Here is a 25,863-nt window from a genome sequence, read left to right as displayed (position 1 = left end):
GCTCAGTCGCCCATTTCGTCTTCAGGGGGCAGCGTTTGCACCTGCGCCCGTCCGGGCTCCTGGAGGTGTGCGACCCAGCGGCCGTCCTGCTGCTCCACGCGCACCCAGCCGGGGCCGCGCACACCGCCGATGGCCGCATCGCCCATCAGCGTGAGCCGGCGCATCAGCACACTTGCGCCCTGCCCGAGCCGTTTGCCGAGGCGTGGCAGCGAAACGCCAGCGTCGTCCGGCGCCTGCGCGAGCATGCGCAGGATCGCCACGGAAAGGTCGTCCTGGAGCAAGGCGCTCATCTGATCGCCTGCGCAGCGGCCCGGTGGCTCATGCAGCCACCATCCCGTCCGCCTGGTCCTCCGCCAGCTTCTGGATCGGCAGCTCGTGCGGCACCAGTACTACAGGAATCGACTTGGAGGTCGGCGTGCCCGCGTTCTCGGCGACCGACGACAGCGGCACCAGCGGATTGGTCTCGGGGTAGTAGGCTGCGATGTTGCCGCGCGGGATGTCGTAGGCCACCAGCTTGAAGCGGTCGGCGCGGCGCTCCTGGCCGTCGTTCCACACGGTCTGGATGTCGACCCAGTCGCCGTCCTTCATGCCGAGCTTGTGGATGTCTTCCTTGTTGATGAACACCACGCGGCGCTGGCCGAACACGCCGCGGTAGCGGTCGTCCATGCCGTAGATGGTGGTGTTGTACTGGTCGTGCGAACGCGTGGTCAGCAGCGTGAAGACGATGGTGTCGCCCTTCTTCGCGAAGCGCGCGCGGGCGCGGTGCGAATGGGTGTCCAGCGGCACGGCGTGCGTGAAGAACACGGCCTTCTTCGACGCGGTGTTCCACACGCGCTCGCTTGCGGTGTTGCGCAGGCGGAAGCCGCCGGGGTGCGCCACGCGCGTGTTGAAGTCCTTGAAGTCGTCGAAAACGGCTTCGATCTTGTCGCGGATGCGCGCGTAGTCTTCGACGAGCCACAGCCACGGCGTCTTGCTGCGCGCGCCGATGGTGGCAGCCGCGAGCCGCGCCACGATGGCCGGCTCCGACAGCAGGTGCTGCGACGCAGGCGGGTTGATGCCCATCGAGATGTGCACCATGCTCATCGAGTCTTCCACCGTTACGCCCTGCGGGCCGGCGGCCTGCATGTCGATCTCGGTGCGGCCCAGGCAAGGCAGTATCAGCGCCTCGCGTCCGTGGACCACGTGGCTGCGGTTGAGCTTGGTGGTCACGTGCACTGTCAGGTCGCACTGCTGAAGCGCCTTCCAGGTCTGGTAGGTGTCGGGCGTGGCGGCCGCAAAGTTGCCGCCGAGCGCGAAGAACACCTTGCCCTTGCCGTCGAGCATGAGCCGGATGGCCTCGACCGTGTCGACGCCGTTCTGCCGCGGCGGCTCGAAGTCGAACACCTTCTGCAGGCGGTCGAGCAGCGCTGCCGGCGGCTTTTCCCAGATACCCATGGTGCGGTCGCCCTGCACGTTGCTGTGGCCGCGCACCGGGCATGCACCCGCGCCTTCGCGGCCCATGTGGCCGCACAGCATGAGCCAGTTGCCGATCATCTGGATGGTGGCGACCGAATGCTGGTGCTGCGTGATGCCCATGCCCCAGCAGGCGATGACCCGCTTGGCCCCCAGGTACACGTCGGCCGCGGCGCGGATCTGCGCTTCGCTCAGGCCGGACTCCTGCACCAGGATGTCCCACGACTCGGCGCGCAGATCAGCCGCCAGCGCCTCGAAGCCGGTGGTGTGGGTGGCGATGAATTCATGGTCGAGCACCGAAGGCTCGCCGCGCGCGACCGCTTCGTCTTCGCGCTCGATGACGTGCTTCATCATCCCCTTGATGACGGAGAAGTCGCCGCCCACGCGCAGCTGGAAGTAGTGCGTGCTGATGGGCGTGGAGCCCATGGTCGCCATCTCGAGCTTGTCCTGCGGATCGGCAAAGCGCTCCAGGCCGCGCTCGCGCAGTGGGTTGAAGCTCACGATGCGCGCGCCGCGTTTGGAAGCCGCGCGCAACTCGCCGAGCATGCGCGGATGGTTGGTGCCGGGGTTCTGGCCGAAGATGAAGATTGCGTCGGCCTTCTCGAAGTCGTCGAGCGTGACCGTGCCCTTGCCCACGCCGAACTGCGGACGCATGCCGCTGCCGCTGGGCTCGTGGCACATGTTCGAGCAATCGGGAAAATTGTTGGTGCCGTACTCGCGCACGAACAGCTGGTACAGAAAGGCCGCCTCGTTGCTCGCACGGCCCGAGGTGTAGAAGATGGCCTGGTTCGGGTCGGGCAGCGCATTCAGGTGCTGGGCTATGCGCGCGAAGGCATCGTCCCATTCGATGGGCACGTATTTGTCGCTGGTCGCGTCGTAGGCCATGGGGTGCGTGAGGCGGCCCTGGTCTTCGAGCCAGAAGTCGCTTTGCTCGGCGAGTTCGGCCACGGTGTGCTTGGCGAACAGCTCGGGACCGGCGCGGCGCGCGGTGGCTTCGGCGGCCACGGCCTTGACGCCGTTCTCGCAGAACTCGAAGGTCGAGGCATGGTTGCGGTCTGGCCAGGCGCAGCCGGGGCAGTCGAAACCGTCGGGCTGGTTGGCCGACAGCAGCGTCTTCGCGCCCTTGATGGGAATGTCCTGCCGCAGCAGCGCGGTCGTCACGCTGCGCAGTGCGCCCCAACCGCCCGCAGGGCCCTTGTAAAACTCGATCTTCTGCTCACTGCTCATGCCGGCGAGTGTTCGCCGTGGGCCTGCGGAGCGTCAAATTGAATCGGGACATGCGGCGATTCAAAAAGGAAATGAAGCGGGGTCTCAGGCGCCTCGCGTGTCCTGCATCAGCAGCCCGCGCAGCTTGCTGCGCAGCGGCGTCTCTTCCACAGCCTGCACGCCAGCGATATCGCGCAGCGCAAAGTCACGGCTTTCTGCGTTGTGCAGGTCGATCTCGCGCACCACCTGCCCATCCTTGTAGACGAAGGCCACGTCGGCCAGCGCGAGCACGTCCTCGATGTCGTGCGTGATCATCAGCACCGGAATGCCCCACTGCCTGCGCACCTGCGCGAGCTCGTTGCGCAATTCCGCGCGCAGCATGGGGTTGAGCGCGGCAAAGGGCTCGTCGAGCAGCAGCACCTGCGGCTCGCAGGCCAGCGCGCGCGCGAGCGCCACGCGCTGCTGCTGGCCGCCCGACAGGTTCTGCGGCCGGCTTTCGGCCAGCGCTGCCAGGCCGAAGCTTTCGAGCAGGGCGTGCACGCGCTCGGCATCTTTCGCGGCCGGCTTGCGGCGGTGCCATGCGGTCAGCCCGAAGGCCACGTTCTCGCGCACGCTCAGGTGCGGGAACAGCGCGTAGTCCTGGAACAGGTAGCCGATGCGCCGCGCCGGCGCGGGCACGTCGATGCCCTGGGCCGAGTCGTACAGCGTGCGGCCGTCGAGCCGCACGTGGCCCGACGAAGGATGCAGCAGGCCGGCAATGGCCTGCAAGGTCAGCGACTTGCCCGCGCCCGACGGGCCGTAGAGCGCGGCAAAGGGCACGTCCGTCGCGAAACGCACCGCCAGATCGAAGCGCCGGCGGCCGTCGGCCACCGTGAGCTTCAGATCGACATCGATCATGGCTTGCCGAATCCGTAGCGCGTGAGCACTTCCTGCGCGGCAGGCGTCGAGAGGAAGGCGATGAAGTCGCCGGCCAGCGCTTTCTGCTTGCTCTCGGCGACCACGGCGATGGGGTAGGTCACGGGTGTGTGGCCGGTGGGCGTGAAGGCGATCTTCACCTTGTCGCCGGCCACGGCCGCGTCGGTGCGGTAGACGAAACCGGCCTCGACTTCGCCGCGGCTCACGTAGTCGAGCACCTGGCGCACGCTGTCGGCCTGCACGAACTTGGGTTCGAGCGTGGTCCAGAGGTTGGCGTTGTCCAGCACCTGCTTGGTGTAGCGGCCGACCGGCACGGTGGCGACCTTGCCGACGGCGATCTTCTTCACGTTGGCGCCGCCCAGGTCCTGCAGCGTCTTGAGGCCCACGCCCTCCTTGGCCGGTTCGATGAGCACAAGGCTGTTGGTGACGAAGTCCTTGCGCGTGGCGGCGTCGATCGCCTTTTGCTCGACGCCGCGGTTCATCGTTTCCTGGTCGGCGCTGGCGAACACGTCCACCGGTGCGCCCTGGCCGATCTGCTGCAGCAGCACGCCCGAGGCCGCGAAATTGAAGCGCACCGTGGCACCCGTCTTGGCAGCCTCGAACTTGGGGCCGATTTCCTTGAATGCGTCGGTCAGGCTGGCAGCGGCGGACACGGTGATCTGCTGGGCGCCCGCAACCAGCGGCAAGGCGAGTGCAAGAACCAACGACAGAAGGCGAAACGGACGCATGGGCAAACTCCAGATTATTGAAAATGAAATCAGCGAAGAGAAAAGAAGCGGTTCGACAGCACCAGCACGGTGATCGACAGCAGCGAAGTCACGATGACCAGCAGCAGCGCAAGGTCGTCGTGCCCGGCCTGCACCGCGTCATAGATGGCCATCGAAAGCGTCTGCGTCTGCTTGGGGATGGAGCCGGCCACCATCAGCGACGCGCCGAATTCGCCCATGGCGCGCGCAAACGCGAGCAGCGTGCCGGCCAGGATGCCGGGCCAGGCAAGCGGCAGCGTGACGCGCAGGAAAACCGAAAACGGCGACTGCCGCAGCGTGCTGGCCGCCGCTTCGAGCGAACGGTCGACGCCCGAGAACGCCGCGCTGGCCGACTTGAGCACCAGCGGCAGCGCAACCACGGCCGAGGCCACCACGGCGCCGTGCCAACTGAAGATGATGGTGTAGTCGAGGTGCTCGCGCAGCCACGCGCCCAGCGGGCTGCGGCGCCCGGCCGCCACAAGAATCGCGTAGCCGATCACCGTGGGCGGCAGCACCAGCGGCAACATGAACACAGCCTCGATCACGGTGGCGCCGAAGAACTTCTTGCGTGCGAACACCCAGCCCAGCGCCACGCCGACGATCAGTGCCAGCAGGGTCGCCACGGCGGCGACCTTGAGCGACAGCACCAGCGGAAACCAGTCGGTCGAAGCGATGAGCGAGTTCGTCGTGTTCATGAAAATACGGCGAGATTGTTACACGATGAGCCCTAAGGTTCTCACGGGGGTGCGCAAAGCCATGAGTCTTCATATACTGAGGAATACAGCGTAGGAGACATCCCACCCATGCGCCCTTCCATCCACGACACCGTTGTTCGCTCGATCTCCGGCCGGCCGGAGCTTCGCCACCATGTGACGCAGGTGCAGGAATGGCGCATCGAGCGCGCCATGGATGCAGAGGGCTTCGTGCTGTCCATCACCGGCCCCGACGGCGCGAGCCAGTCCTTCTTCGTGGCAACGGCCGACGCCGGCGACATCGGCGAGGTGCTGCGCCGCCAGGCGGTGTGGGTCGACCACCGGGAGCAGTGACGCGCATGTGGAGGCACATGACGGGTGCGGAGCGCATCCTCGAAGTTTTGCTGACGCGGCGCTCGGTGTCGCCGCGTCGCCTGCAGCCGCCCGGCCCCAACCCCGATGAACTCGACGCGATCCTCCAGGCCGGCCTGCGCGCGCCCGACCATGGCGGCCTGCATCCGTGGCGCGTGATCGAGTTCCGCCCGCAGAACCGCGAAGCGCTGGCCTGGTGCTTCGAGCAGGAAAAACTGCGGCGCGATCCACTGGCCAGCCCCGCCGACCTGAAACGCGCGCGCGAACATGCCACCCGGCCGCCGCTGCTGCTGGGCTTCGTGGTGTCGCCGCGCGAGCGCAGCAAGATCCCGGCGCGCGAACAGTGGCTGAGCGCGGGCGCGGCGCTCGGCAATCTGCTGAGCGCCGCGCACCAGCTGGGCTATGGCGCCATCGTGCTGAGCGGCGAACGCTGCTTCGACGAGACGCTGGCGCTGCAGGTGGGCATACAGCCGGGCGAATACCTCGCGGGCTTCATCAGCATGGGCAGCACCGGCGAAGCACCGCCGCAGGCGCGCGAGGTGCTGTCGCAGAGCGTGTGGTCGTGCTGGCAAGGCTGGCAGGACCCGCCGGAAGGCACCCCGCCCGATCAGCCCATCCTGCCGTCGGAGCGGGTGCGCGGCAGTTGATCGAGCCTGGCGCCGAACCAGCCGATGCGGTCGGTCTCGCGCACGTCGAACTTCGGCACGTAGGGCTTGATGTCGAGCACGGGCGTGCCGTCCATCATGTCGTTGCCGCTGAAGTGCAGCGTGGTGCCCTCCACGGAGGTGAGCCGCACGATCGACAGGCCCAACCGGTTCGGTCGCGCGGGTGCGCGCGTGGCGAAGACGCCGTGCGATGCGTTGTCCAGAAAGGGCACCACCTCCAGGCGCTCGTGTGCGCACTGGTGCAGGTGGGTGACGAGGATCAGGTAGTCGAAGCCTTCGATGTCGCGCAGGCCCGGCGCGAACTCGGCGAACACTTCGACGCGCCCCGTTTCTTCGGGTGCGCCGGCCGTCTGGATCGGCATGCCGGTGGCCTCCGTGAAGCGGCTGCGCACCAGGCCGACCGGGCGGCAGACGACATCGGCGGCCTCGGAGCTCATGGCGCCAGCAGGCGCGTCAGCGCACGAATGTCGGCCGCCGTGGCAAGGCGCGCCGCGTTCTCGATGGCCCGGTAGTGCTTGACGATCTCCTCGCCCACCGGCGTCAGCGCCGTGCCGCCGCCGCGCGAGCCGCCGGCGGCGGTGTTCACGGCCGGCGAGGCCAGCGACTGGTTCATCTCGTCGATCAGCATCCAGGCCCTGCGATACGACATGCCCAGCAGCCGGGCGGCCGCCGAGATCGAGCCGGTCTCGGCCACGGCTTCGAGCACGGCGATCTTGCCGGGGCCGATGGCGATGGTGTCGTCCCGGTAGACGCGCAGACGGAACTGGACTTTGGATTTCATGTTGGCGCCAAGCGTAAACCAATGCGGGCCGCCATTGTCCGCCCGCGGTGGGCGGCCGTCGCTATGCAAGAATGAATACGACGCTACCCGCCCTGGGAAAACGAGGAGTTCCTGTGAAAGATCGCGCGCTATTCCTGTCCACGCCCCGGCTGCGCCGCACTGCCGCCATGGCAGCCATCACGGCATTGACAGTTCTCGCAGGTTGCGCCGGCAGCCCGCCACAGGCAGCCGCCATGGCGCCGCATGCCGCGCACGCTACGGCCACCACCAACGAAGGCATCTCGCCCTCCTTCACTGCCTCAGGTGCCGTCGGCAAGCGCGCCACCTTCGACCTCGCAGCCCTGCAGGCTCAGCCCGCCGTCACGCTGACGGTCGGTAGCAACACCTACACCGGCGTGAGCCTGTGGGCCCTGCTGAACGATGCGTCGGTCGGCCTCAAGCCGGACACCGCGGTGCGCAACCCGGTGCTCTCGATGTATGCGGTGGTGGTCGGCAGCGACGGCTACCGTGCGGTGGTCTCGCTCGCGGAGATCGCACCCGAATCCGGCAACCGCATGGCGCTGGTTGCCTACAGCCTGAACGGCACGCCGCTGGGTCGCAACGGCATGGCGCGGCTGGTGGTGGCCGGCGATGTGAAGCCGGGCCGTTCGGTGGCCCGGCTGGCGGCGATCGAAGTGTTCGCCGCACAGCCCTCGGGCCGCTGATCGCTCGGAGGATCAGCCGAAGAACTTGGCCGCGCTGATCAGGGTCTTGTAGACACCCCAGGCCAGCGGAATACCCACCGCCACCCAGGCCAGCGCCACCACCGCCGGGCTCACCGTATCGGCACGGCCCGAGCCGCTGCCCACTTCGGCCGCCGAGGCCTTCTCGTGCGCCAGCTTCTTCTCGACGGCCAGTTCGTCGTCGGTCATGAAGTGCTTGTCGGCCACCGGACGCACCAGCAGGTTGGCGATGAAGCCGATCACCAGCATGCCCACGAGGATGTACATGGTCTGGTTGTAGACCTGCTCGCGCGGCAGGCCCAGGCCCAGTTGGTACTCGCGCATGTAGTTCACCACCACCGGGCCGAGGATGCCGGCCGTGGCCCACGCCGTGAGCAGGCGGCCATGGATGGCGCCCACGAACTGCGTGCCGAACAGGTCGGCCAGGTAGGCCGGCACCGTGGCGAAGCCGCCGCCGTACATCGACACGATCACGCAGCAGGCGCCCACGAACAGCAGCTTGCTGCCCGCGCCGGCCGACGAAGGAATGCTCGCGTACAGGACGCCGCCGAGCACGAAGAACACCGTGTAGGTGAGCTTGCGGCCCAGCTTGTCCGACAGGCTGGCCCACACGAAGCGCCCGCCGATGTTGAACAGCGACAGCAGCGCCGTGAAGCCGCCCGCTACCACTGCGATGGCCGCGAGTTGCGTCTTGTCGAGCTGGCCGTACTTGGCCGGCAGGTCGATCAGCGCGCCGCCGAACACTTCCTGCAGCATGGGCGAGGCCATGCCGATCACGCCGATGCCGGCGCTCACGTTCATGCACAGCACCAGCCACACGAGCCAGAACTGCGGAATGCCCCAGACCTTTTTCACATGCACGTGGCGCTGCGTGATCATGGTGTTGGTGGTCTGTGCCGGGGGCGGCGTCCAGCCTTCGGGCTTCCAGCCCGAGGGCGGCACACGGTAGCCCAATGCGCCGGCCATCATGAATACGAAGTAGCCCAGCGCCATGACCACGAAGGTCTGCATCACGCCCACGTCGGTGGCGGTGCTGAAGCGCTTCATCAGGTCGACCGCCAGCGGCGAACCGATCATCGCGCCGCCGCCGAAGCCCATGATGGCCATGCCGGTCGCCATGCCGCGACGGTCGGGGAACCACTTGATCAGCGTGCTCACCGGCGAGATGTAGCCCAGCCCCAGGCCGATGCCGCCGATCACGCCCGAGCCGAGGATCATCAGCCAGAACTGGTGCAGGTGGATGCCCACCGCCGACAGCAGCATGCCGCCGCACCAGCAAATCGCCGACACCACACCGGCCTTGCGCGGGCCCGCGCGTTCGAGCCAGCCGCCCCACAGGGCAGCCGAGCAGCCGAGGAAGACGAAGAACAGGGTGTACATCCAGCCGAGCGTGGCCACGCGCCAGTCGCAATTGGTGGCGAAGAGCTCGGCGAAGAAGCTCATGTCCTTGGCGCAAGCTTGTGCGCCGGTGCCGGCAGTGCCGAGCGCCTTCGACAACGGCAGCCAGAACACCGAGAAGCCGTACGCCATGCCAATGCACAGATGAATGGCCAATGCAGCCGGCGGAACCAGCCAGCGATTGAAGCCGGGGCCCGCGATGATGCGTTCTTTTTCCAGGAAGCCGGGTTGCGTCTGCGCCCCTCCCCCAACGACGCGTTCTCCATCGAGAACGCCTGCAGATGAACCTGCCATATTTCTCCTTGTTCGCCGGATGTGTAAGTTATTGCTAATCCGGGTCGCGGAGTGTGAGCTAACGGTTAAATCTCCGTCAAATTCGATCAGGGCATGGCCTGATTCAATAACTAAATGATTAGGCCTTTGGTTCCTGTCATTCGCCGAGCGCACCGCTGTGCTGCTGCAACTGCTCCTGCCACTCAGGCGTCTGCAGGAAAGCCAGCGCCGCTTCGAGCGCACGCGAAGCGCGCACGCCGTCCTGCGTCATGAAGCCGATGGGCGTACGCACGTCCGGCGCCATCAGCGGCAGCGCTTCCAGCTCACGATGGCTGCGCACGGCCGCGACCATGCCGCCGGGCAGCACGCTGTTGACCGTGCCCGCGCTCACCGCCAGCGCCAGCGCGAGCACCGAATTGGTCTCGATGGCGGGCATCACAGGCACGCCGGCTTCGCGCAGCGCCTGGTCGACGATGGCGCGGTTGTGCATGTCGGACGTGAGCAGGCACAGCGGCAGCTTGCCCGCCTCGGCCCACGAGATGGGCTCGCCGATGCGCAGTTCATCGGTCGAGGCCTTTTTAGCGCGGCGCAGCAGGAAGTAGTGCTCGATGCTCTGCGGCCAGGCCGTGAGCTTGATGCCGGGCAGGTGCATGCGCTCGGTGTAGCCCAGCGCGAGGTCGATCGACAGGCTTTCGAGCCCCGTCTCCAGGTCCTGCGAACTCATCGACAGCACGGCCGGCACGATGCCCGGGTGCCGCTGCTGCAGCATGGCCGCAAAGCGCGAGAGCATCGGTATCGCCGTGGGCACTGCGGCCATGCGCAGGCGGCCGTGCGGGTTGTCCACGTCGCTGCGCAGTTCCTGCAGCAGCACTTCGTTGTCGCGCAGCATGCGTTGCGCCGTGGCGAGCACGCGCTCGCCCTCGTGCGTGAGGCCGACATACACGCGGGCGCGCTTGACGATGACGACGCCGAACTCGGTCTCCAGCGCACGCAGTGCATTCGACAGCGCAGGCTGCGTGATGTGGCAGGCCTGCGCCGCGCGGCCGAAGTGCTTGTGCTCGTTCAGCGCTACCAGATAGCGCATCGAGGCGAGCAGGTTCATCGAGACGCCGTTCCTCAGGTGTTCTTGCTGATCGAGATCGTCGGAAACTTCGCCGAAAAGTCCTTGGCCTTCTCCGCAATGCCGACGGCCACTCGACGTGCAACCGCCTTGTAGATGCCTGCCACGTCCCCTTCAGGATCAGACACCACAGTAGGCGCCCCACTGTCGGCCTGCAGACGGATCTTGATGTCCAGCGGCAGCGCGCCGAGGTATTCCATCTGATATTCAGCCGCCATCTTCTTGCCGCCGTCCGCGCCGAAGATGTGTTCGGCATGGCCGCAGTTCGAGCAGATGTGCACTGCCATGTTCTCGACGATGCCCAGGATCGGCACGCCGACCTTCTCGAACATCTTGATGCCCTTCTTGGCGTCGAGCAGCGCGATGTCCTGCGGCGTGGTGACGATCACCGCGCCCGTCATCGGCACGCGCTGGCTCAGCGTGAGCTGGATGTCGCCGGTGCCCGGGGGCATGTCGACGATGAGGTAGTCGAGGTCTTTCCAGTTGGTCTGGCGCAGCAGCTGCTCCAGCGCCTGCGTGGCCATGGGGCCGCGCCAGATCATGGCCTGGTCCTGGTCGACCAGGAAGCCGATGGACATCACCTGCACGCCGTGGCGCTCCATGGGCTCCATGGTCTTGCCGTCGGCGCTGTCGGGGCGGCCTTCGATGCCCATCATCATGGGCTGGCTCGGGCCGTAGATGTCGGCGTCGAGCAGGCCGACCGTGGCGCCCTCGGACGCCAGCGCCAGCGCCAGGTTGGCCGCCGTGGTGCTCTTGCCCACGCCGCCCTTGCCCGAGGCCACCGCGATGATGTTCTTGACGTTGGGCATCAGCTGCACGCCGCGCTGCACCGCATGGCTGATGACCTTGGTGACGATGTTGACCGACACGTTCTCCACGCCCGGCACCGCCTTGGCGGCAGCCACCAGCGCCTTGCGGATGGCCGCGTGCTGGCTCTTCGCCGGGTAGCCGAGTTCGAGGTCGAACGAGACGTCGCCCTCCGAGACCTGGAGGTTCTTGAGCGACCGGGTCGCCACGAATTGCTTGCCGGTGTTAGGGTCTGCGACGGCCTTGAGCGCGTCCATGAGCCCATCTGGGGTGAGTGCCATTGATCTAACTCCTGAATGGCGGGTAGTCTAGTGCGCTCTCCGAGCCAGCATCGAACAGCCTCCCAATAACCAAAAATGCCAGAGACAAGCCCCGTCGCCACCGGCCTCCTGCTCACCGGGGGCGGCGCCCGGGCTGCCTACCAGGTGGGCGTGCTGGAGGCCATTGCCGAGATCCGGCGCTCTGTCGGCCCTGCCGCCGGCACGGGCAACCCCTTCCAGGTCATCACCGGCACCTCGGCCGGCGCCATCAACGCAGCCGTGCTGGCCTGCGGCTGCGACAACTTCGACCACGTGGTGGCACACATCGCCGAGGTCTGGGGCCAGTTCCGCGCCGAACAGGTGTACCGCGCCGATTCGCTTTCGGTGATTGGCAGCGGCGCGCGCTGGCGCATGCTGCTCGGGCTCGGGCGCTTCGCGGCCAACTGGATGCGCATCAAGCCGAAGTCGCTGCTCGACAACACGCCGCTGGCCGAGCTGCTGCAACGCATGGTGCCGCTCGAGCGGCTGCCGCAGCTCATGAAGGAAGGCCACCTGCAGGCGCTGGCCGTGACGGCTTCGAGCTACAGCTCGGGCGAGCACGTCACTTTCTTCGAGGCGGCCGTGCCGATGGAGCCATGGGTGCGCTCGCAGCGCCTGTCGGTGCGCGACCGCATCACGCACACCCACCTGCTGGCGTCGTCGGCCATTCCCTTCGTGTTTCCGGCCACGGCATTGCCCATGCAGGGCCACACCGAGTACTTCGGCGACGGCTCGATGCGCCAGTCGGCGCCCATCGCGGCAGCCATTCACCTGGGCGCGCAACGCATCGTGGTGATCGGCGCGGGCCGCATGCACGAGCCGCGCGACGCCGATGCGCCCAACACCCACAGCGGCTATCCGACGATGGCGCAGATCGCGGGCCATGCGCTGTCGAGCATTTTTCTCGATGCGCTGGCGGTGGACATCGAGCGGCTGCGCCGCATCAACCACACGCTGGGGCTGATTCCCGAAGAGGCGCGCGCGGCGAGCGCACTGCGCCCGCTCGACCTGCTGGTGATCTCGCCGTCGGAGCGCCTCGACGTGATCGCGGCGCGCCACGTCGAGGCCCTGCCCGGCGCGGTGCGGCATCTGCTGGGCGGCTCGAAGGTGGCGGCCGATGTGAAGGGCGGCGCGCTCGCGAGCTACCTGCTGTTCGAGTCGGGCTACACGCGCGAGCTGATGGCGCTGGGGCGCGCCGATGCGATGAAGCAGCGCGACGAGGTGCTGCGCTTTTTCGGCTGGAACGTGGCCTGAGGGGTCCGGCCGCTCAGGTGGCGGCCTGCTCGACCATGCCCTCGCGCGCCATCCACTGCCGCTGCGCCGCGACGACCTCCTCGCCTGATCGCCCCGTCAATGCGCGATACACACCGGGCGCGGTCGCGCCTTCAGTGCTGATCAGCAGCACGCGTGCATCGGGGCCCAATCCCGAGGTATCTCGGGCCGCGGGGTCGCCTGCCAGCACCTGCAGCGCCGCCAGGCCGGCCGCGCCGGATTCACCGCTCAGCACGGGCACGTCGCCCGCCTCGCCGCTCGCGAGCGTGCGCATCGCCTGCTCGGCCTGCACGTCGGTCACGGTCATGAACAGGTCGACGGCCGGTTGAAGAAAGCGCCATGCGAGCGGCGAGGTTTCGCCGCAGGCCAGCCCCGCCATCACCGAATCGACCGAGCCCGTTGCGCGATCGGGCCGGCCGCTGCGCGCGCTTTGCAGCAGGCAGTCGGCCTGCTCGGGCTCCACCACGATGAAGGTCGGCCGTGCCGCGCCGTAGCGCTCCCAGAAATGGCTGACGACGCCCGCGGCCAGCCCGCCCACGCCGCCCTGCACGATGACGTGGGTGAACGGGCACGGTGCGCCGGCGGCAACGTCTTCGAGCAGCTCGTCGGCCAGGATGCCGTAGCCCTGCATCACATCGCGCGGCACCTCTTCGTAGCCGTCGTAGGAGGTGTCCGAGACCACCTCCCAGCCATTGACGCGGGCAAGGCGCGCGGCCTCCTCGACCGACTCGTCGTAGTTGCCGGCGATGCGCACGATCTCCGCGCCGAGCGCGGCAATCGGCGTTTCGCGCTCCTCGCTGACCTGGGCATGCAGCACGATGACGCAGCGGCAGCCGATGCTTTGAGCGGCCGCAGCGAGCGCGCGGCCGTGATTGCCGTCGGTGGCGCTGACGACCACGAAGTCGCGCAGCGCCGCTGCATGCCTGCCCGCCAGAAGCTCCGCGGGCGTCCATCCGCGGTCGGGCCATCGGCGCAGCACGAGCCGCAGCAGCGCAATGGGCGCGCCCAGCACCTTGAAGCTGCCGAGCGCCGAGCGCTTCGATTCGTCCTTGACGACCAACTGGCCGATGCCCAGCTGCGCTGCCAGCCGGGGCAGCGGCCATGCCGGCGTGGGGTGCGGCGCGAGCCGGTTCCAGTGCGACAGCCACTGCCGGCTCTCCTGGCCGCGCGCGATGTTCATCACCTCGCTCAACGATTCGTCATAAGCGCTACGCCGCGCCTGGGGGTTGGTGAACAGCATGCCGGTCAGTCTCTTGTTTCGTTGTGCCGGGGAAGGCGCAGGCGGACGATCTCAGCGAAATAGCGGGCGCCCGTTGCGAGCACCTCGTCGTTGAAGTCGTAGCTTCCGTTGTGCAGCGGCGTGCCGCCCGGCTCGCCTTCGGCGCCGTTGCCCAGGAACACGAAGGCGCCGGGCACGACTTTCAGGAACGCGCCGAAGTCTTCCGAAATCATCATCGGCGCCACGTTGGCATCGACGTTCTCGGCGCCCACGATGGCCGCGGCGGCGGCAACCGCCGTGGGCACGCATTCGGCCCAGTTCACGGTGGGCGCGAACTCGTGCGTATAGCTGAAATCGCATTCGGCACCATGCATGCGGCAGATGCCCTCGCTGATCTCGCGCATGCGCTTGGCCAGCATCTGCTGCACCGCCGGGTCGTAGCTGCGCGTGTCGCCCTTGATAACGACGTTCGACGGAATTGCATTGCGGATGCCGTCGGTGATGAACTCGGTGCACGAAACCACTGCGTGCGCGCCCGGGTCGAGCGTGCGCGAAACGATGCTCTGCAGCGCCAGCACGATCTGTGCGCCGATGACGATCGGGTCGATGCCCATGTGCGGCCGCGCGGCATGCGTGCCGCGGCCCTTCACGTGGATCACGAAGTTGTCTTCGCTCGCCATGAGGCCGCCCGTGCGCGTGGCGATGGTGCCGGCGCGCATGCCGGGCATGTTGTGCAGGCCGTAGATCTCGTCGACCGGAAAGCGATCGAACAGGCCGTCGTCCATCATCGCCTTCGCGCCGCGGCCATGTTCCTCTGCCGGCTGGAAGATGAAGCGCACGGTGCCGTCGAAGTCCTGCCGCTCGCGCAGCAGCTGCGCCGCGCCGAGGATGATCGACATGTGGCCGTCGTGGCCGCAGGCGTGCATCTTGCCGGGCGTGCCAGAAGCGTAGGCGCGGTCGGTGGGCAGCTCGGTGATGTCGAGCGCGTCCATCTCGGCGCGCAGGCCGATCACGCCCTTGCCGCTGCCCACCTTCAGGTTGGCCACGAGGCCGGTGCCGCCGATGCCGGTATGCACCTCGAGGCCCAGCGCCCTCAGCACCCGGGTGACGAAGGCCGAGGTTTTCGCTTCCTCGAAGCCGGTTTCGGGAATGGCGTGCAGTTGCCGCCGCCAGCCGGCGAGCGTTTCGCGCAGGGGTGCATCGGTGAGGTTCATGGCGAGATGCTATTGACAATGCGGCGGTATGGGCGCGCAAAATCATCGCCTTCGACGCAACGTTTTTGCGTCACTTCCCACTTAATGACGCCGCTCGACACCCTCGACCTTCGCCTGCTGGAGCTGATCCAGGCGGACAGCCGCATGCCGCAGAGCGAACTGGGCGAGCGCGTGTACCTGTCGACCGCGGCCGTCAACCGGCGGCTCAAGCGCATGCGCGACGAGGGCGTGATCCAGCGCTACGGCGCGGTGCTGTCGCCCGCCGCGCTGGGCCACCCGCTGACCATCGTGGCGGAGGTGGAAACGGAGAGCGAGCAGATCGAACTGCTCGACGCAATGAAGCAGAGCTTCAGAGACTGCCCGCAGGTGCAGCAGTGCTACTACGTGACGGGCGAGTGGGACTTCATCCTCATCTTCGTGGTGCGCGACATGGCGCAATACACGGCGCTGACCCGGCAGCTTTTCTTCCAGAGCAACAACGTGAAGCGCTTTCGCACGCTGGTCACGATGGATGCGGTGAAGCTCAGCCTTGATGTACCTGTTGCCTCGGGCTGATCGCAATCCTTGCCGGCATCAGCATCGACCGCAACAGCAGCGCCATCACGCAGACGATGGGCCCCAGCGCCAGCAGCCGGCCGGGCTCGAACGCCAGCCCAGCCGCCGCGCCGACCGCGCAGCCGATCTTGATCCAGCGCGAGACCGCATCCCAGCCACGCCGGTGCGTCACGGCAAACCCGATCAGCGCGGCCCAGCCCAACAGCCCGCCGAACACAGAGAAGACCCAGCTGAGCAGGTAGTACGCCGTGTCCATGTCCCGGAACGCGAGTGCCGTGCCCAGGCCCTCCCAGGTATGGCGATAGCCCTCGAAAAAGAAGAAGCCGGTGGCTGACGCGGCCCACCAGAAAAACGCGTAGAGGCTCGCGACGCCCGCCAGGAGGGCAAGACACGCAAGCGCGCGCCGGGTGATGTCGTCGAAGGGCATGTGGTCGCGCCACGCTGCGGTTTGTCCGATGGGTCCGTTGTCCATGGCCGGTGCTCCATTGATGTGTGCAATGGGGGCCGAAGTTAGACACCGAATGTGCGGGCCGCGTGAAGCCCGCGTGAAGTGGTGCGATCAACCCTCTTCGGAAATCCCCAGCTCGGAACACACGCGCCCCAGCAGCGCCTTCAGCGACGCCACCTCGGCTTCGAGCCGCGCCACATTGGCCTTCAGCGCCGCGACCTCGCCCAGCGACACATCGTGCGCGGCATAAGGCACATCGGAGGGCCCAGCCACCTCTTCCGCCGGCGCACCGCTCAGCAGATGCGCCCAGCGGCTCTCGCGCGCACCGGGCAGGCGCGCCAGCTTCACCACCAGCGCACCGGCCTGTCGTTCAGCGAGTTCATTCAGAAAACCTTCGACCGACGAGATGTCGGCGAAGTTGTGCATGCGGTCGCAGGCGATGCGCAATTCGCCCGCCGTCTGCGGCCCGCGCAGCATCAGCACGGTGAGCAGGATGACCGACTGCGACGGGATGCGCAGCACGCGGTCGATGTTGTGCTCGTAGCGGAAGGCGCGCCCGCCGCTGGTTTCCGCGACGAGGCTGTAGCCCTTCAGGCTGTCGATGGCGGCCTGCACCTGCGACTCGGCGAGTTCGAGCACGGGGTTTCGGCTGGTCTTCTGGTTGCAGCCCGACAGCAGGGAATTGAGCGTGAGCGGATAGCTGTCGGGCACGGTGCGCTGCTTTTCGGCCAGCACGCCGAGGACACGGGTTTCGAGAAGGGACAGAACGGGCAGCGGTGTGGTGGACATGGCTCGGGGATCGATGATGAAACGCAGAAGGCAGGCAAGCGCCGCACTCAGGGCGACGCGACGCCAAGGATAGGCCCCAGCTCCCGCACGAAATCGCTTCTGTGCAGCGCCGTCGAATGCAGTGCCGAAACCGTGCCGTCGAGATACAACGCGTCCCGGCAGTGGAGCACATCGCGGAAGTAGAGCGCGAACTCGTAGAAATTCACCGGCGTCTCGCTGATGACGAAGATCGCCGTGTGACCGATCACACCGACGCCGTTGCGGATCTTGCGCGAATCGGAATGGGGAATGAAAGCCGGGTGCACGACGCCGCGGCGCAGCAGCAGCGGGCCCGACTGCGTGGCGAGGCGTACGCCCTGCGCCAGCGCCGGGTATTCCGACGACTCGACCACGCGCGGCCCCATGTCCGACACAAGGAATACGCCGTTGGGCTTGAGGAAGAAATTGCCGGCACCGTCGGCCAGGTTGAGCGGTGCCTCTTCGCGGCCATTGCGCACCAGCAGGCCGACCGGGGAAAAGTCCTCGTGGTACATGCCGGCGTTTACCGCGAAGCCCAGTTGGCGGTGACGCTCCTTCAGCCAGGCATCGAGCCGGTCGAAACGCTTGAACGGCACGCCCGCGTCGTCGCGCAGGAACAGTTCGAGCCGCTCGGTACGCAGGTCGACCTTCACCACGGTGAAGCGCGGGTCGGCCGCAGCGAAGCCTGCGAACAGCAGCGCCCCCAGGAGCAGCAGAAGCCTTCTCATGAAGCGCCCGCGAGCCCCGCTCCGGTCAACCGCCGTTGATGCGGCTGACCAACGCCTTCGTGAACGCCACCGTGCCCGCCGTGCCGCCGAGGTCGCCCGTACGCACCTTGTCGATGTTCAGCGTTTCGTCGATGGCCGTGCGCAGGCGCGTGGCCAGTTCGGGCAGCTTCACGTGGTCGAGCATCAGCGCGGCGGCCAGCAGCAGTGCGGTGGGGTTGGCGATGCCCTTGCCGGCAATGTCGGGCGCGGAGCCGTGCACCGCCTCGAAGATCGCGGCGTCTGCGCCGATGTTGGCGCCGGGCGCCATGCCCAGGCCGCCGACCAGGCCCGCCACGAGGTCGGACAGGATGTCGCCGAACAGGTTGGTGGTGACCAGCATGTCGAATTGCCAGGGGTTGAGCACCAGCTTCATCGCGCAGGCGTCGATGATGACCGTGTCGAGCTCGAACTTGCCCTTGTACTTCTTCTCGTAGAGGTCCAGGCCGGTCTCCAGGAAGATGCCCGTGAGCGCCTTCATGATGTTGGCCTTGTGCACGATCGTGACCTTCTTGCGGCCCGTGGCCACTGCCGTCTCGAAGGCGTATTCGAGCAGGCGGCGGCTGCCCTGGCGGGTGTTGATGCCGGTGGCCATGGCCACGGCATGCGGGTCTCCGTCGATAGGCACGTAGTGCTCGTGGCCGATGTAGAGGCCTTCGAGGTTCTCGCGCACGACGACCAGGTCGATCTTGTCGAAGCGGCCGCCGGGGATGATGGTGCGCGCGGGGCGCAGGTTGGCGTACAGCTGGAATTCCTCGCGCAGCCGCACGTTCGACGAGCGGTAGCCACCGCCCGAAGGGGTTTCGAGCGGGCCCTTCAGGGCCAGGCGGGTGCGGCGGATGCTGTCCAGCGTGGCTTGCGGCAGCGGATCGCCCGACGCCTTGACGCCGCCCAGGCCGGCGATCTGCGTGTCCCAGGTGAAGGGTGCCTTCAGTGCATCGAGCGCGGCCAGCGTGGCGTCGACGATTTCGGGGCCGATGCCGTCGCCGGGGATCAGGGTTGCGGGAATGGAGGGGGTGGTCATCGGCTGCGTCTCGCTTTCTGTATCGGGGGCTGGAGCATACGTCGCGCGCGAGACAGTGCCGAGCGCCCCCACGCTCAAGGCACCTTCTGCTTGAGGTGTTTGTGGTACTCGAAGGTGCCGATGACGCCCTGTACGTAGAAATAGAGGAAGAGCAGCGAAGTGAACACGTTGCCACCGCTGATACCGCCGATGCGCATCATCAGGAACTTGGAATAGATGAAGTAGAGCAGCATCAGTACCGCGCAAACACGGCTCTTCCTGTAGATCCCGAAGGACAGCCCCAGGATCACCGCGACGTCCAGCAGTTGCGCGAGACCGAAGCCGAGCAGGCTCGTCCCCGAAACCGCGATCAGAACGAAGATGAGCGTCACCGCCGCCGAAACCAGGCCGGCGCCCCAGGCAAGACGGATCTTCTTGCGTATGGCATCTGGCACTTGCGGCGCGACGACAGGCATCAGCACTTCCGCGGTCGGTGGGGCAAAGCGATCGTCAGACATGGTCTTCTTCCTCCCTGTTTGTCGCCTCGACTTTATCGGCCGGGCAATTCCTCGTCCACCAGCGTCATGCGGTCCACGACGCGGCCCGGCACAAGCAGGGCACCGGGCGCGATCACCGCATTGGCGCCGATGCGCGCCCCATCTCCGACGAGCGCACCGAACTTGTCGCAGCCCGTGCCCTGCAGCGAGCCGCCCTCGCCGCTTCGCACGAGGATCTGCTTGTCGGAACGCTCGTTGCGGTGGTTGCAGATGATGCTGCCGGCTTCCATGTTGACGCCCGCGCCGATCACCGAGTCGCCGACGAAGTTGAAGTGCGCGAGCGCCGTGCCCTCGAAAACGAAGGACGATTTCAGCTCCACGCCCGGCCCGATGGTGCAGCGGGCGTCGACCCAGTTGCCGCCGCGCAGGTAGGCGCCGGCGGCCACGAAACAGTCCGCCCCGAGGATCAACGGGCCCTTGAGCACCGCGCCCGGCTCGACGCGGGCGCTGCGGTGAACGGCGACTTCGCCCTCGACGACGTAGTCGCCGGCGGGCAGCCCGGCCAGTAACCGGCGCACGATTTCAGGGGCGCGCGGCGGCAGTTCCCAGGGCAGCGAGGCAGCCCATGGCGCCAGGGGCGAACCGGTGAATCCGGCGATGTAGGCGGCGAGATCGATGGCATGCGTCATGGGGTCGATGCTGCCATCGAACACCTCCCGGGACGCCGCCACCTAAAATGCCCGGTTCCCGTCAGTCAGTCCAGCCAGCCACTCCCGAAAGCGCCCTTCCCGATGTCCGCCCCGCGCAAGCTCTTCGTCACCACCGCCCTGCCGTATGCCAACGGCAAGTTCCATATCGGCCACATGATGGAGTACATCCAGGCCGACATCTGGGTGCGGAACCAGCGAATGAATGGCGCCGACGTCAACTTCGTGTGCGCCGACGACGCGCACGGCGCGGCCATCACCATCGCGGCCGACAAGGCCGGCGTGACGCCGCAGGCCTTCGTGGCCGAGATCGCCGCGGGCCGCAAGCCGTATCTCGACGGCTACTACATCTCCTTCGACAACTGGCACTCGACCGATGCGCCCGAGAACCACCAGCTGGCGCAGGACATCTACCGCGACCTGCGCGCCAACGGCCTGATTGCCACCAAGAGCGTCGAGCAGTTCTACGACCCCGCAAAGGGCATGTTCCTGGCCGACCGCTTCATCAAGGGCGAGTGCCCCAACTGCCATTCGAAGGACCAGTACGGCGACAACTGCGAGGTGTGCGGCGCCGTGTACGCGCCCACCGAGCTGATCAACCCCTACTCGGCCCTGTCCGGTGCAAAGCCCGAACTGCGCAGCTCGGAGCACTTCTTCTTCAAGCTCTCCGACCCACGCTGCGAGGCCTACCTGAAGGAATGGACCGCCGCCGCGGGCCACGTGCAGCCCGAGGTGCAGAACAAGATCCGCGAATGGCTCTACAAGGACGACGAAGGCAAGGGCGGCCTCGGCGACTGGGACATCAGCCGCGACGCGCCCTACTTCGGCATCGAGATTCCCGATGCGCCGGGCAAGTACTTCTACGTGTGGCTCGATGCGCCCGTGGGCTACCTGGCTTCGCTGAAGAACCTGCTCGACAAGCGCTGCATCGAACTCGGCGGCGACGGCATCTCGTACACCGAGTACATGGCCGACCCCGACCTGGAGCAGGTGCACTTCATCGGCAAGGACATCATCACCTTCCACACGTTGTTCTGGCCCGCGATGCTGCACTTCAGCGGCCGCAAGGCGCCCGACGCCGTCTACGTGCACGGCCACCTCACGGTGAGCGGCGAGAAGATGAGCAAGAGCCGCGGCACCGGCATCGACCCGCTCAAGTACCTGTCGATCGGGCTTGACCCCGAATGGCTGCGCTACTACATCGCCGCCAAGCTCAACGGCCGCAACGAGGACATCGACTTCAACCCCGAGGACTTCGTCGCGCGCGTCAACAGCGACCTCGTGGGCAAGTACATCAACATCGCGAGCCGCGCCGCTGGCTTCATCGGCAAGCGCTTCGGCGGCAAGCTGGGCGAGGTGTCGGCCGACGGCGACGCGCTGCTGTTCGCGCTGCGCGATGCAGCGCCGCAGCTGCACTCTCTGTACGACGGCCGCGACTACGCCCGCGCGCTGCGCGAGGTGATGGCGCTGGCCGACAAGGTGAACGAATACGTCGACCAGAACAAGCCCTGGGAGCTGGCCAAGAAGGAAGGTGCCGAGGCGCGGCTGCACGACGTGTGCACCGTGTGCATCGAGGCCTTCCGCCTGCTCACGCTGTACCTGAAGCCGGTGCTGCCGGCGCTGGCTGTGAACGTCGAAGCCTTCCTGAAGATCTCGCCGCTGGTCTGGACGGACGCGGCGCAGTCACTGCCCGCGGGCCACGCCATCGGCGAGTACAAGCACCTGATGCAGCGCGCCGACGCCAAGCTGGTCGACAAGCTGTTCGACGCGCCCGAGCCCGCACCGGCCGTCGCCGTGGCAGAAGAATCGCTGCCGGGCGGCGAAGCCATCGCGCCCACCATCACCATCGACGACTTCGCGAAGATCGACCTGCGCATCGCGAAGATCGTGGCCTGCGAGAAGGTCGAAGGCTCGACCAAGCTGCTGCGCCTGACGCTTGACGCCGGCGAGGGCAAGACCCGCAATGTGTTCAGCGGCATCGCATCGGCCTACCAGCCCAAGCAACTCGTGGGCAAGCTCACGGTGCTGGTCGCCAACCTCGCGCCGCGCAAGATGAAGTTCGGCGTCAGCGAAGGCATGGTTCTGGCTGCGAGCCATGGCGACGAAAAGGCCCACCCGGGCATCCATGTGCTCGAGCCGTGGCCGGGCGCGACGCCGGGCATGCGCGTTCGCTGAAAGAGAAGAAGAAAAAGAAAAACAGGTCCGGCCGGGCGACTGGCCGGGCTAGCCGAACTTGTTGTTCAGCACGAGGTCGGCAAACACCTTGCCGCCCACCGAGATGTGGTCGCGCATCGCCTCCGCGGCGTTGTCCGCGTGGCCCTTCAGGATCCACTCCACCACCCGTTCGTGCTCCCGCTGTGAAGCGGCCAGGCGCCCGGGTTTCTCGAACATCCGCCCCCTGTAAGCCGCGATGCGCAGGCGCACCGTCTGCGCCTGCTCGACGATGAACGGATTGCCGCTGGCACGGTAGATCACGTCGTGCAGCACGGCGTTGGCCTGCTGGTAGGCCTCCGCGTCGTTCGCCTCCGCCTGCGCGGCGGTGCCGGCCAGCGCGCGCAGCAACTCGTCGCGCAACGCCGGGCCGATGCGCAACGCCGCCAGCCGCGCCAGCACGCCTTCAAGCTCGCCCAGCGCTTCCATCATCGCGACCAGTTCGTTCGCCCGCAGCTGGCGCACGTAGATGCCGGTGCGCGGAACGATGTCGACCAGGCCGCGCGCACTCAGCAGCAGCAGCGCCTCGCGCACCGGCGTGCGCGAGGTGTTGAAGCTCAGCGCCAGCGCCTTTTCGTCGATGGGCATGCCGGGCGACAGCGTGCCTTGCTGGATGTCTTTTTCGAGCCGGCCACGGATCTGGTCCTGCAGGCTGGGGGTGTCGAGGGTTTTCGCGGGTTGCATGGGAATCGCGATATTAGCTAACCTTAAAGATATATCAATTCAGTCATTTGGTACATCAATGCTCCCAACACTCCACATCGAAGGCCCGGTCGCCTTCCTGACGCTGCGCCGCCCGCAGGCCGCGAACAAGCTCGTGCCGGAGGACCTGCCCGAGCTGGTTCGCCTCGTGGAGACGGTGAATCGCTCACCTGAAGTGCTGGTGCTGGTCCTCCGGTCCGAGGGCAAGTACTTTTGCAGCGGCTACGATATATCAGAGGTGGCCTCCAGCAGCCAGACCGAGGGGCGCAGCTTCGGCGACATGGTCGATGCGCTCGAAAACTGCCGCGCCGTCACCATCGCGGCGGTGCATGGCGGCGTCTTCGGCGGCGCCACCGACCTGGTGCTGGCCTGCGACTTCCGCGTGGGCGTGCGCGGCGCCGAGATATTCATGCCCGCCGCCCGGCTCGGCCTGCACTACTACCAGAGCGGCATGGAGCGCTATGTGTCGCGGCTCGGGCTGGACACGGCCAAGCGGCTCTTTTTGACCGCCGAAAAGCTCGACGGTCCCGCCATGCGCGACTGCGGCTTTCTCACGCAACTGGTCGACGACGCACAGGCGCTCGACGCCGAAGTACTGCGCCTGCGCACCACGCTCGCCGGCATGGCGCCGCTGGCGCTGCTCGGCATGAAGAAGCACCTGAACCAGATTGCGCGCGGCAGTGCCGACGCCGCTTCGATCCAGCGCGAAGTGCAGCGCACCGTCGCTTCCGAAGACCTGGCCGAGGGCGGCCGTGCCTGGCGCGAGAAGCGCCTGCCGGTCTTCAAGGGCCGCTGACCGGGCGCCGCCCTCCCCATCGATACGACAAGAAACCGGAGACAAAGACATGAAGCAACAACTTCGCGCCATTTCATTCGCCGCCGCGGCGCTGCTGGCTTCGGCCGGCGCCCTGGCGGACAGCTACCCCGCGCGGCCGATCACGCTGGTGGTGGGCTTTCCCGCCGGCGGCGGGGCCGACACGGTGGCACGCATCGTCAGCGACAAGATGGCCAAGCTGCTGGGGCAGCCGGTGATCATCGACAACAAGCCCGGCGCGGGCACCACCATCGCGTCGGACCAGGTGGCGCGCGCGGCGCCCGACGGCTACACGCTGCTGCTGGGCAGCGCCAACCTATACGGCAGCGACAAGCTGCTCTACAAAGCCGTGAAGTACGACGGCGCGAAGAGCTTCGTGCCCATCTCGCGCTGGAGCTCGGCCCCGATGCTGCTCGCCGTCAACAAGGACGTGAGCGCAAAGACCGTGCAGGCACTGATTGCCGAAGCGCGGCAGAACCCGGGCAAGCTGGCCTATTCGTCGTCGGGCACCGGCGTGGTGACCCACCTTGCGGGCCTGTCGTTCGAAAAGGCGGCCGGCGTGACGATGCTGCATGTGCCCTACAAGGGCGGCGCCCCGTCGATCCAGGCAGTTGCCGCGGGTGATGTGCAACTGACCTTCGGCACGCCGCCGTCGGTATTGCCGATGGCCCAGGGCCAGAAGCTGCGCGTGCTGGCCGTGACCTCAGGCCAGCGCTCGCCGCTCTTTCCCGATGTGCCGAGCATTGCCGAGGCCGGCGTGAAGGGCTACGACTACACCTTCTGGTTCGGCCTGTTCGCACCGGCCGGCCTGCCGCCTGAAATGGCGCAGAAGCTGTTCGACGCCAGCGTGGCGGCACTGAACGACCCCGACGTGAAGGCGCGGATGGAAAAGTCGGGCAACGAATCGGCGCCATCGAAATCGCTCGCCGAGTTCCGCAGTTGGGCCACGGCCGAAGGCGCGAAATCGAAGGAACTCACCGAGCGCTCGGGCGCGACCGTCGAATGATGCCGGGCACTTCTTCCAACGCGTCCGCAGCCACAGCCGCAGCCACGGCGGGCCCGCTGCACGGCTTTACCGTCATCGACCTGACGCGCGTGCTCGCGGGCCCGTACTGCACGCTGCTGCTTGCCGACCTGGGCGCGCGCGTCATCAAGGTGGAGCAGCCGGGGCTGGGCGACGATGCCCGCCAGATCGGCCCGTTCGTCGAGGGCGACTCGGCCTACTTCATGTCGGTCAACCGCAACAAGGAGTCGATTGCGCTGGACCTGAAGGCGCCGGCCGACCGGGCGGTTTTCGAGTCGTTGCTGGCCACGGCCGACGTGCTGGTCGAAAACTTCCGACCCGGCACGATGGAAAAGCTGGGCTACGACTGGCCGACGCTGCATGCGCGCTTTCCGAAACTGGTGTTCACCTCGGTCTCGGGCTTCGGACAGACGGGGCCTTACAGCAGGCGCCCCGCCTACGACATGGTGGTGCAGGCGATGGGCGGAATCATGAGCCTGACCGGCCACCCCGGCGCGCCGCCGACGCGCGTGGGCGTCTCGATCGGCGACCTGGGCGCGGGCCTGTATGCGGCCATCGGCACGCAGGCCGCATTGCTGCAGCGCGGGCGCACCGGCCTGGGAGACAGGGTCGACGTGGCGATGCTCGACTGCCAGGTCGCGCTGCTCGAGAACGCGATCTCGCGCATGGAGGCCGATGGCCGCGCGCCGGGGCCCATCGGCTCGCGGCACCCGTCGATCACGCCCTTCGACGTGTTCCGTGCTTCCGACGGCTGGTTCGTGATCGCGGCGGGCAACGACGCGCTGTTCCAGCGCCTGTGCACGGTGCTGGAATTGCCGGCACTGCAGGACGACGAGCGCTTTGCCACCAACCCCGGGCGCTGCCAGCACCACGAGGTGCTGAAGCAGTTGCTCGAAGAGCGCCTGGCGTCGGCGACTTGCGCGCACTGGCAGGCGCTGCTGATGCAGCACAACATTCCCACGGGCGGCTACAACGACGTGGCCGCGGTGGTGAACGACCCGCAGGTGCAGGCGCGCGAGATGCTGGTGCAGGTGCGCACGCAGAGCGGCCGGCCGCTCACGGTGGCGGGCAACCCGGTGCACGTGGGTGGCCACCGCACGCAGGTGCTGCGGCAGCCGCCACGGCTGGACCAGGACCGCGAAGCGATTCTTGCGGAGCTGGCGCAACCCTGACGACGG

The 25,863-nt window shown here is 67.3% G+C and carries 28 protein-coding genes; 9 read left to right on the top strand and 19 right to left on the bottom strand.

Translation table 11 applies throughout. From position 1 onward, the window contains the following. Positions 1–2: 2 nt before the first annotated feature. The 5 genes from AC07O3_RS15420 to modB form a co-directional block, all read right to left on the bottom strand. Positions 3–290: a hypothetical protein gene (locus tag AC07O3_RS15420; protein ID WP_093058009.1), complete on the bottom strand. Its 288-nt coding sequence runs from the start codon at positions 288–290 to the stop codon at positions 3–5. 28 nt (positions 291–318) lie between these two features. After that, positions 319–2,679, bottom strand: a complete 2,361-nt coding sequence (locus AC07O3_RS15415) for an FdhF/YdeP family oxidoreductase (protein WP_495339733.1) — start codon at positions 2,677–2,679, stop codon at positions 319–321. Positions 2,680–2,763: 84 nt separating this feature from the next. Further along, positions 2,764–3,555: an ABC transporter ATP-binding protein gene (locus AC07O3_RS15410; protein WP_495339732.1), complete on the bottom strand. Its 792-nt coding sequence runs from the start codon at positions 3,553–3,555 to the stop codon at positions 2,764–2,766. Further along, on the bottom strand, positions 3,552–4,301 hold the full coding sequence (modA, locus tag AC07O3_RS15405) for a molybdate ABC transporter substrate-binding protein (protein WP_495339731.1): 750 nt from the start codon (positions 4,299–4,301) through the stop codon (positions 3,552–3,554). The genes AC07O3_RS15410 and modA overlap by 4 nt, the downstream gene beginning before the upstream one ends. 29 nt (positions 4,302–4,330) lie before the next feature. Then, positions 4,331–5,014, bottom strand: a complete 684-nt coding sequence (modB, locus tag AC07O3_RS15400) for a molybdate ABC transporter permease subunit (protein ID WP_093077391.1) — start codon at positions 5,012–5,014, stop codon at positions 4,331–4,333. A gap of 108 nt (positions 5,015–5,122) precedes the next feature. Here modB and AC07O3_RS15395 point away from each other — a divergent pair, with 108 nt between their 5' ends. Further along, the gene (locus tag AC07O3_RS15395; RefSeq protein WP_093077393.1) at positions 5,123–5,365 is read left to right on the top strand and encodes a hypothetical protein; all 243 of its coding nucleotides are present in this window, start codon (positions 5,123–5,125) and stop codon (positions 5,363–5,365) included. Positions 5,366–5,370: 5 nt separating this feature from the next. Next, the gene (locus AC07O3_RS15390; RefSeq protein WP_495339730.1) at positions 5,371–6,030 is read left to right on the top strand and encodes a nitroreductase family protein; all 660 of its coding nucleotides are present in this window, start codon (positions 5,371–5,373) and stop codon (positions 6,028–6,030) included. Here the strand turns inward: AC07O3_RS15390 and tsaA are convergent. Both tsaA and AC07O3_RS15380 read right to left on the bottom strand, forming a co-directional pair. Continuing rightward, positions 5,991–6,485: a tRNA (N6-threonylcarbamoyladenosine(37)-N6)-methyltransferase TrmO gene (gene tsaA / locus AC07O3_RS15385; protein WP_307616235.1), complete on the bottom strand. Its 495-nt coding sequence runs from the start codon at positions 6,483–6,485 to the stop codon at positions 5,991–5,993. The two genes, AC07O3_RS15390 and tsaA, sit on opposite strands and share 40 nt — an antisense overlap. Continuing rightward, positions 6,482–6,829 carry a winged helix-turn-helix domain-containing protein gene (locus AC07O3_RS15380; RefSeq protein ID WP_093058016.1) on the bottom strand — a complete coding sequence of 116 codons (348 nt, stop codon included), beginning with the start codon at positions 6,827–6,829 and terminating at the stop codon, positions 6,482–6,484. The genes tsaA and AC07O3_RS15380 overlap by 4 nt, the downstream gene beginning before the upstream one ends. Positions 6,830–6,996: 167 nt before the next feature. Between AC07O3_RS15380 and AC07O3_RS15375 the strand changes: the two genes are divergently transcribed. Further along, on the top strand, positions 6,997–7,533 hold the full coding sequence (locus AC07O3_RS15375; protein ID WP_495339729.1) for a molybdopterin-dependent oxidoreductase: 537 nt from the start codon (positions 6,997–6,999) through the stop codon (positions 7,531–7,533). 12 nt (positions 7,534–7,545) lie between these two features. On the opposite strand, the gene AC07O3_RS15370 is transcribed toward AC07O3_RS15375, so the two are convergent. From AC07O3_RS15370 to apbC, 3 genes are all read right to left on the bottom strand, one after another. Continuing rightward, on the bottom strand, positions 7,546–9,243 hold the full coding sequence (locus tag AC07O3_RS15370; RefSeq protein ID WP_495339728.1) for an OFA family MFS transporter: 1,698 nt from the start codon (positions 9,241–9,243) through the stop codon (positions 7,546–7,548). Positions 9,244–9,379: 136 nt separating this feature from the next. Then, positions 9,380–10,324 (bottom strand): LysR family transcriptional regulator, encoded by a 945-nt coding sequence (locus AC07O3_RS15365; protein WP_307616237.1) that lies wholly within the window; start codon positions 10,322–10,324, stop codon positions 9,380–9,382. A gap of 14 nt (positions 10,325–10,338) precedes the next feature. Then, entirely contained in the window at positions 10,339–11,430 is a 1,092-nt protein-coding gene (gene apbC, locus AC07O3_RS15360; protein WP_093077402.1) for an iron-sulfur cluster carrier protein ApbC, read from the bottom strand. A 75-nt stretch (positions 11,431–11,505) separates the two neighbouring features. Between apbC and AC07O3_RS15355 the strand changes: the two genes are divergently transcribed. Then, entirely contained in the window at positions 11,506–12,702 is a 1,197-nt protein-coding gene (locus AC07O3_RS15355) for a patatin-like phospholipase family protein (RefSeq protein ID WP_093178681.1), read from the top strand. A 13-nt stretch (positions 12,703–12,715) separates the two neighbouring features. Here AC07O3_RS15355 and AC07O3_RS15350 read toward each other — a convergent pair whose 3' ends face one another. Further along, a complete protein-coding gene (locus AC07O3_RS15350; protein ID WP_495339727.1) occupies positions 12,716–13,960 on the bottom strand; it encodes a diaminopropionate ammonia-lyase in 1,245 nt (414 codons plus the stop codon). A gap of 5 nt (positions 13,961–13,965) precedes the next feature. Further along, positions 13,966–15,153 (bottom strand): M20 aminoacylase family protein, encoded by a 1,188-nt coding sequence (locus tag AC07O3_RS15345; RefSeq protein WP_495339726.1) that lies wholly within the window; start codon positions 15,151–15,153, stop codon positions 13,966–13,968. An 84-nt stretch (positions 15,154–15,237) separates the two neighbouring features. Between AC07O3_RS15345 and AC07O3_RS15340 the strand changes: the two genes are divergently transcribed. Next, entirely contained in the window at positions 15,238–15,708 is a 471-nt protein-coding gene (locus AC07O3_RS15340) for an Lrp/AsnC family transcriptional regulator (protein WP_495339725.1), read from the top strand. On the opposite strand, the gene AC07O3_RS15335 is transcribed toward AC07O3_RS15340, so the two are convergent. The 6 genes from AC07O3_RS15335 to AC07O3_RS15310 all read right to left on the bottom strand — a co-directional run bounded on the left by AC07O3_RS15335 (position 15,677) and on the right by AC07O3_RS15310 (position 19,916). Further along, positions 15,677–16,180, bottom strand: a complete 504-nt coding sequence (locus tag AC07O3_RS15335) for a hypothetical protein (protein WP_495339724.1) — start codon at positions 16,178–16,180, stop codon at positions 15,677–15,679. The two genes, AC07O3_RS15340 and AC07O3_RS15335, sit on opposite strands and share 32 nt — an antisense overlap. An 87-nt stretch (positions 16,181–16,267) precedes the next feature. Beyond that, positions 16,268–16,945, bottom strand: a complete 678-nt coding sequence (locus AC07O3_RS15330; protein ID WP_307616243.1) for a YceH family protein — start codon at positions 16,943–16,945, stop codon at positions 16,268–16,270. A gap of 47 nt (positions 16,946–16,992) precedes the next feature. Beyond that, positions 16,993–17,691, bottom strand: coding sequence for a phosphodiester glycosidase family protein (locus AC07O3_RS15325; protein WP_093077412.1), 699 nt, complete (start codon positions 17,689–17,691; stop codon positions 16,993–16,995). A gap of 25 nt (positions 17,692–17,716) precedes the next feature. Further along, a complete protein-coding gene (locus AC07O3_RS15320) occupies positions 17,717–18,751 on the bottom strand; it encodes an isocitrate/isopropylmalate dehydrogenase family protein (RefSeq protein WP_093077414.1) in 1,035 nt (344 codons plus the stop codon). Positions 18,752–18,825: 74 nt separating this feature from the next. After that, positions 18,826–19,248 carry a hypothetical protein gene (locus AC07O3_RS15315; RefSeq protein WP_495339723.1) on the bottom strand — a complete coding sequence of 141 codons (423 nt, stop codon included), beginning with the start codon at positions 19,246–19,248 and terminating at the stop codon, positions 18,826–18,828. Positions 19,249–19,280: 32 nt separating this feature from the next. Further along, the gene (locus AC07O3_RS15310; protein WP_495339722.1) at positions 19,281–19,916 is read right to left on the bottom strand and encodes an LbetaH domain-containing protein; all 636 of its coding nucleotides are present in this window, start codon (positions 19,914–19,916) and stop codon (positions 19,281–19,283) included. 102 nt (positions 19,917–20,018) lie between these two features. Between AC07O3_RS15310 and metG the strand changes: the two genes are divergently transcribed. Further along, positions 20,019–22,109, top strand: a complete 2,091-nt coding sequence (gene metG, locus AC07O3_RS15305) for a methionine--tRNA ligase (RefSeq protein ID WP_495339721.1) — start codon at positions 20,019–20,021, stop codon at positions 22,107–22,109. Positions 22,110–22,157: 48 nt separating this feature from the next. On the opposite strand, the gene AC07O3_RS15300 is transcribed toward metG, so the two are convergent. Beyond that, entirely contained in the window at positions 22,158–22,829 is a 672-nt protein-coding gene (locus AC07O3_RS15300) for a GntR family transcriptional regulator (protein ID WP_093058031.1), read from the bottom strand. A 58-nt stretch (positions 22,830–22,887) separates the two neighbouring features. On the opposite strand from AC07O3_RS15300, the gene AC07O3_RS15295 reads away from it, so the two are divergent. From AC07O3_RS15295 to AC07O3_RS15285, 3 genes are read left to right on the top strand one after another with little or no spacing between them, the layout of a single operon-like run. Beyond that, the gene (locus AC07O3_RS15295) at positions 22,888–23,643 is read left to right on the top strand and encodes an enoyl-CoA hydratase/isomerase family protein (protein ID WP_093058032.1); all 756 of its coding nucleotides are present in this window, start codon (positions 22,888–22,890) and stop codon (positions 23,641–23,643) included. 49 nt (positions 23,644–23,692) lie between these two features. Then, positions 23,693–24,667 (top strand): Bug family tripartite tricarboxylate transporter substrate binding protein, encoded by a 975-nt coding sequence (locus AC07O3_RS15290; RefSeq protein ID WP_495339720.1) that lies wholly within the window; start codon positions 23,693–23,695, stop codon positions 24,665–24,667. Next, positions 24,667–25,857, top strand: coding sequence for a CaiB/BaiF CoA transferase family protein (locus AC07O3_RS15285; protein ID WP_093058067.1), 1,191 nt, complete (start codon positions 24,667–24,669; stop codon positions 25,855–25,857). The genes AC07O3_RS15290 and AC07O3_RS15285 overlap by 1 nt, the downstream gene beginning before the upstream one ends. The last annotated feature ends 6 nt before the right edge of the window (positions 25,858–25,863 follow it).

The sequence above is a fragment of the Variovorax sp. GW821-FHT09D05 genome (assembly GCF_059416325.1).
Note: the sequence above shows the minus strand (reverse complement) of the source record. Positions and strands in the feature narration are given on the sequence as shown.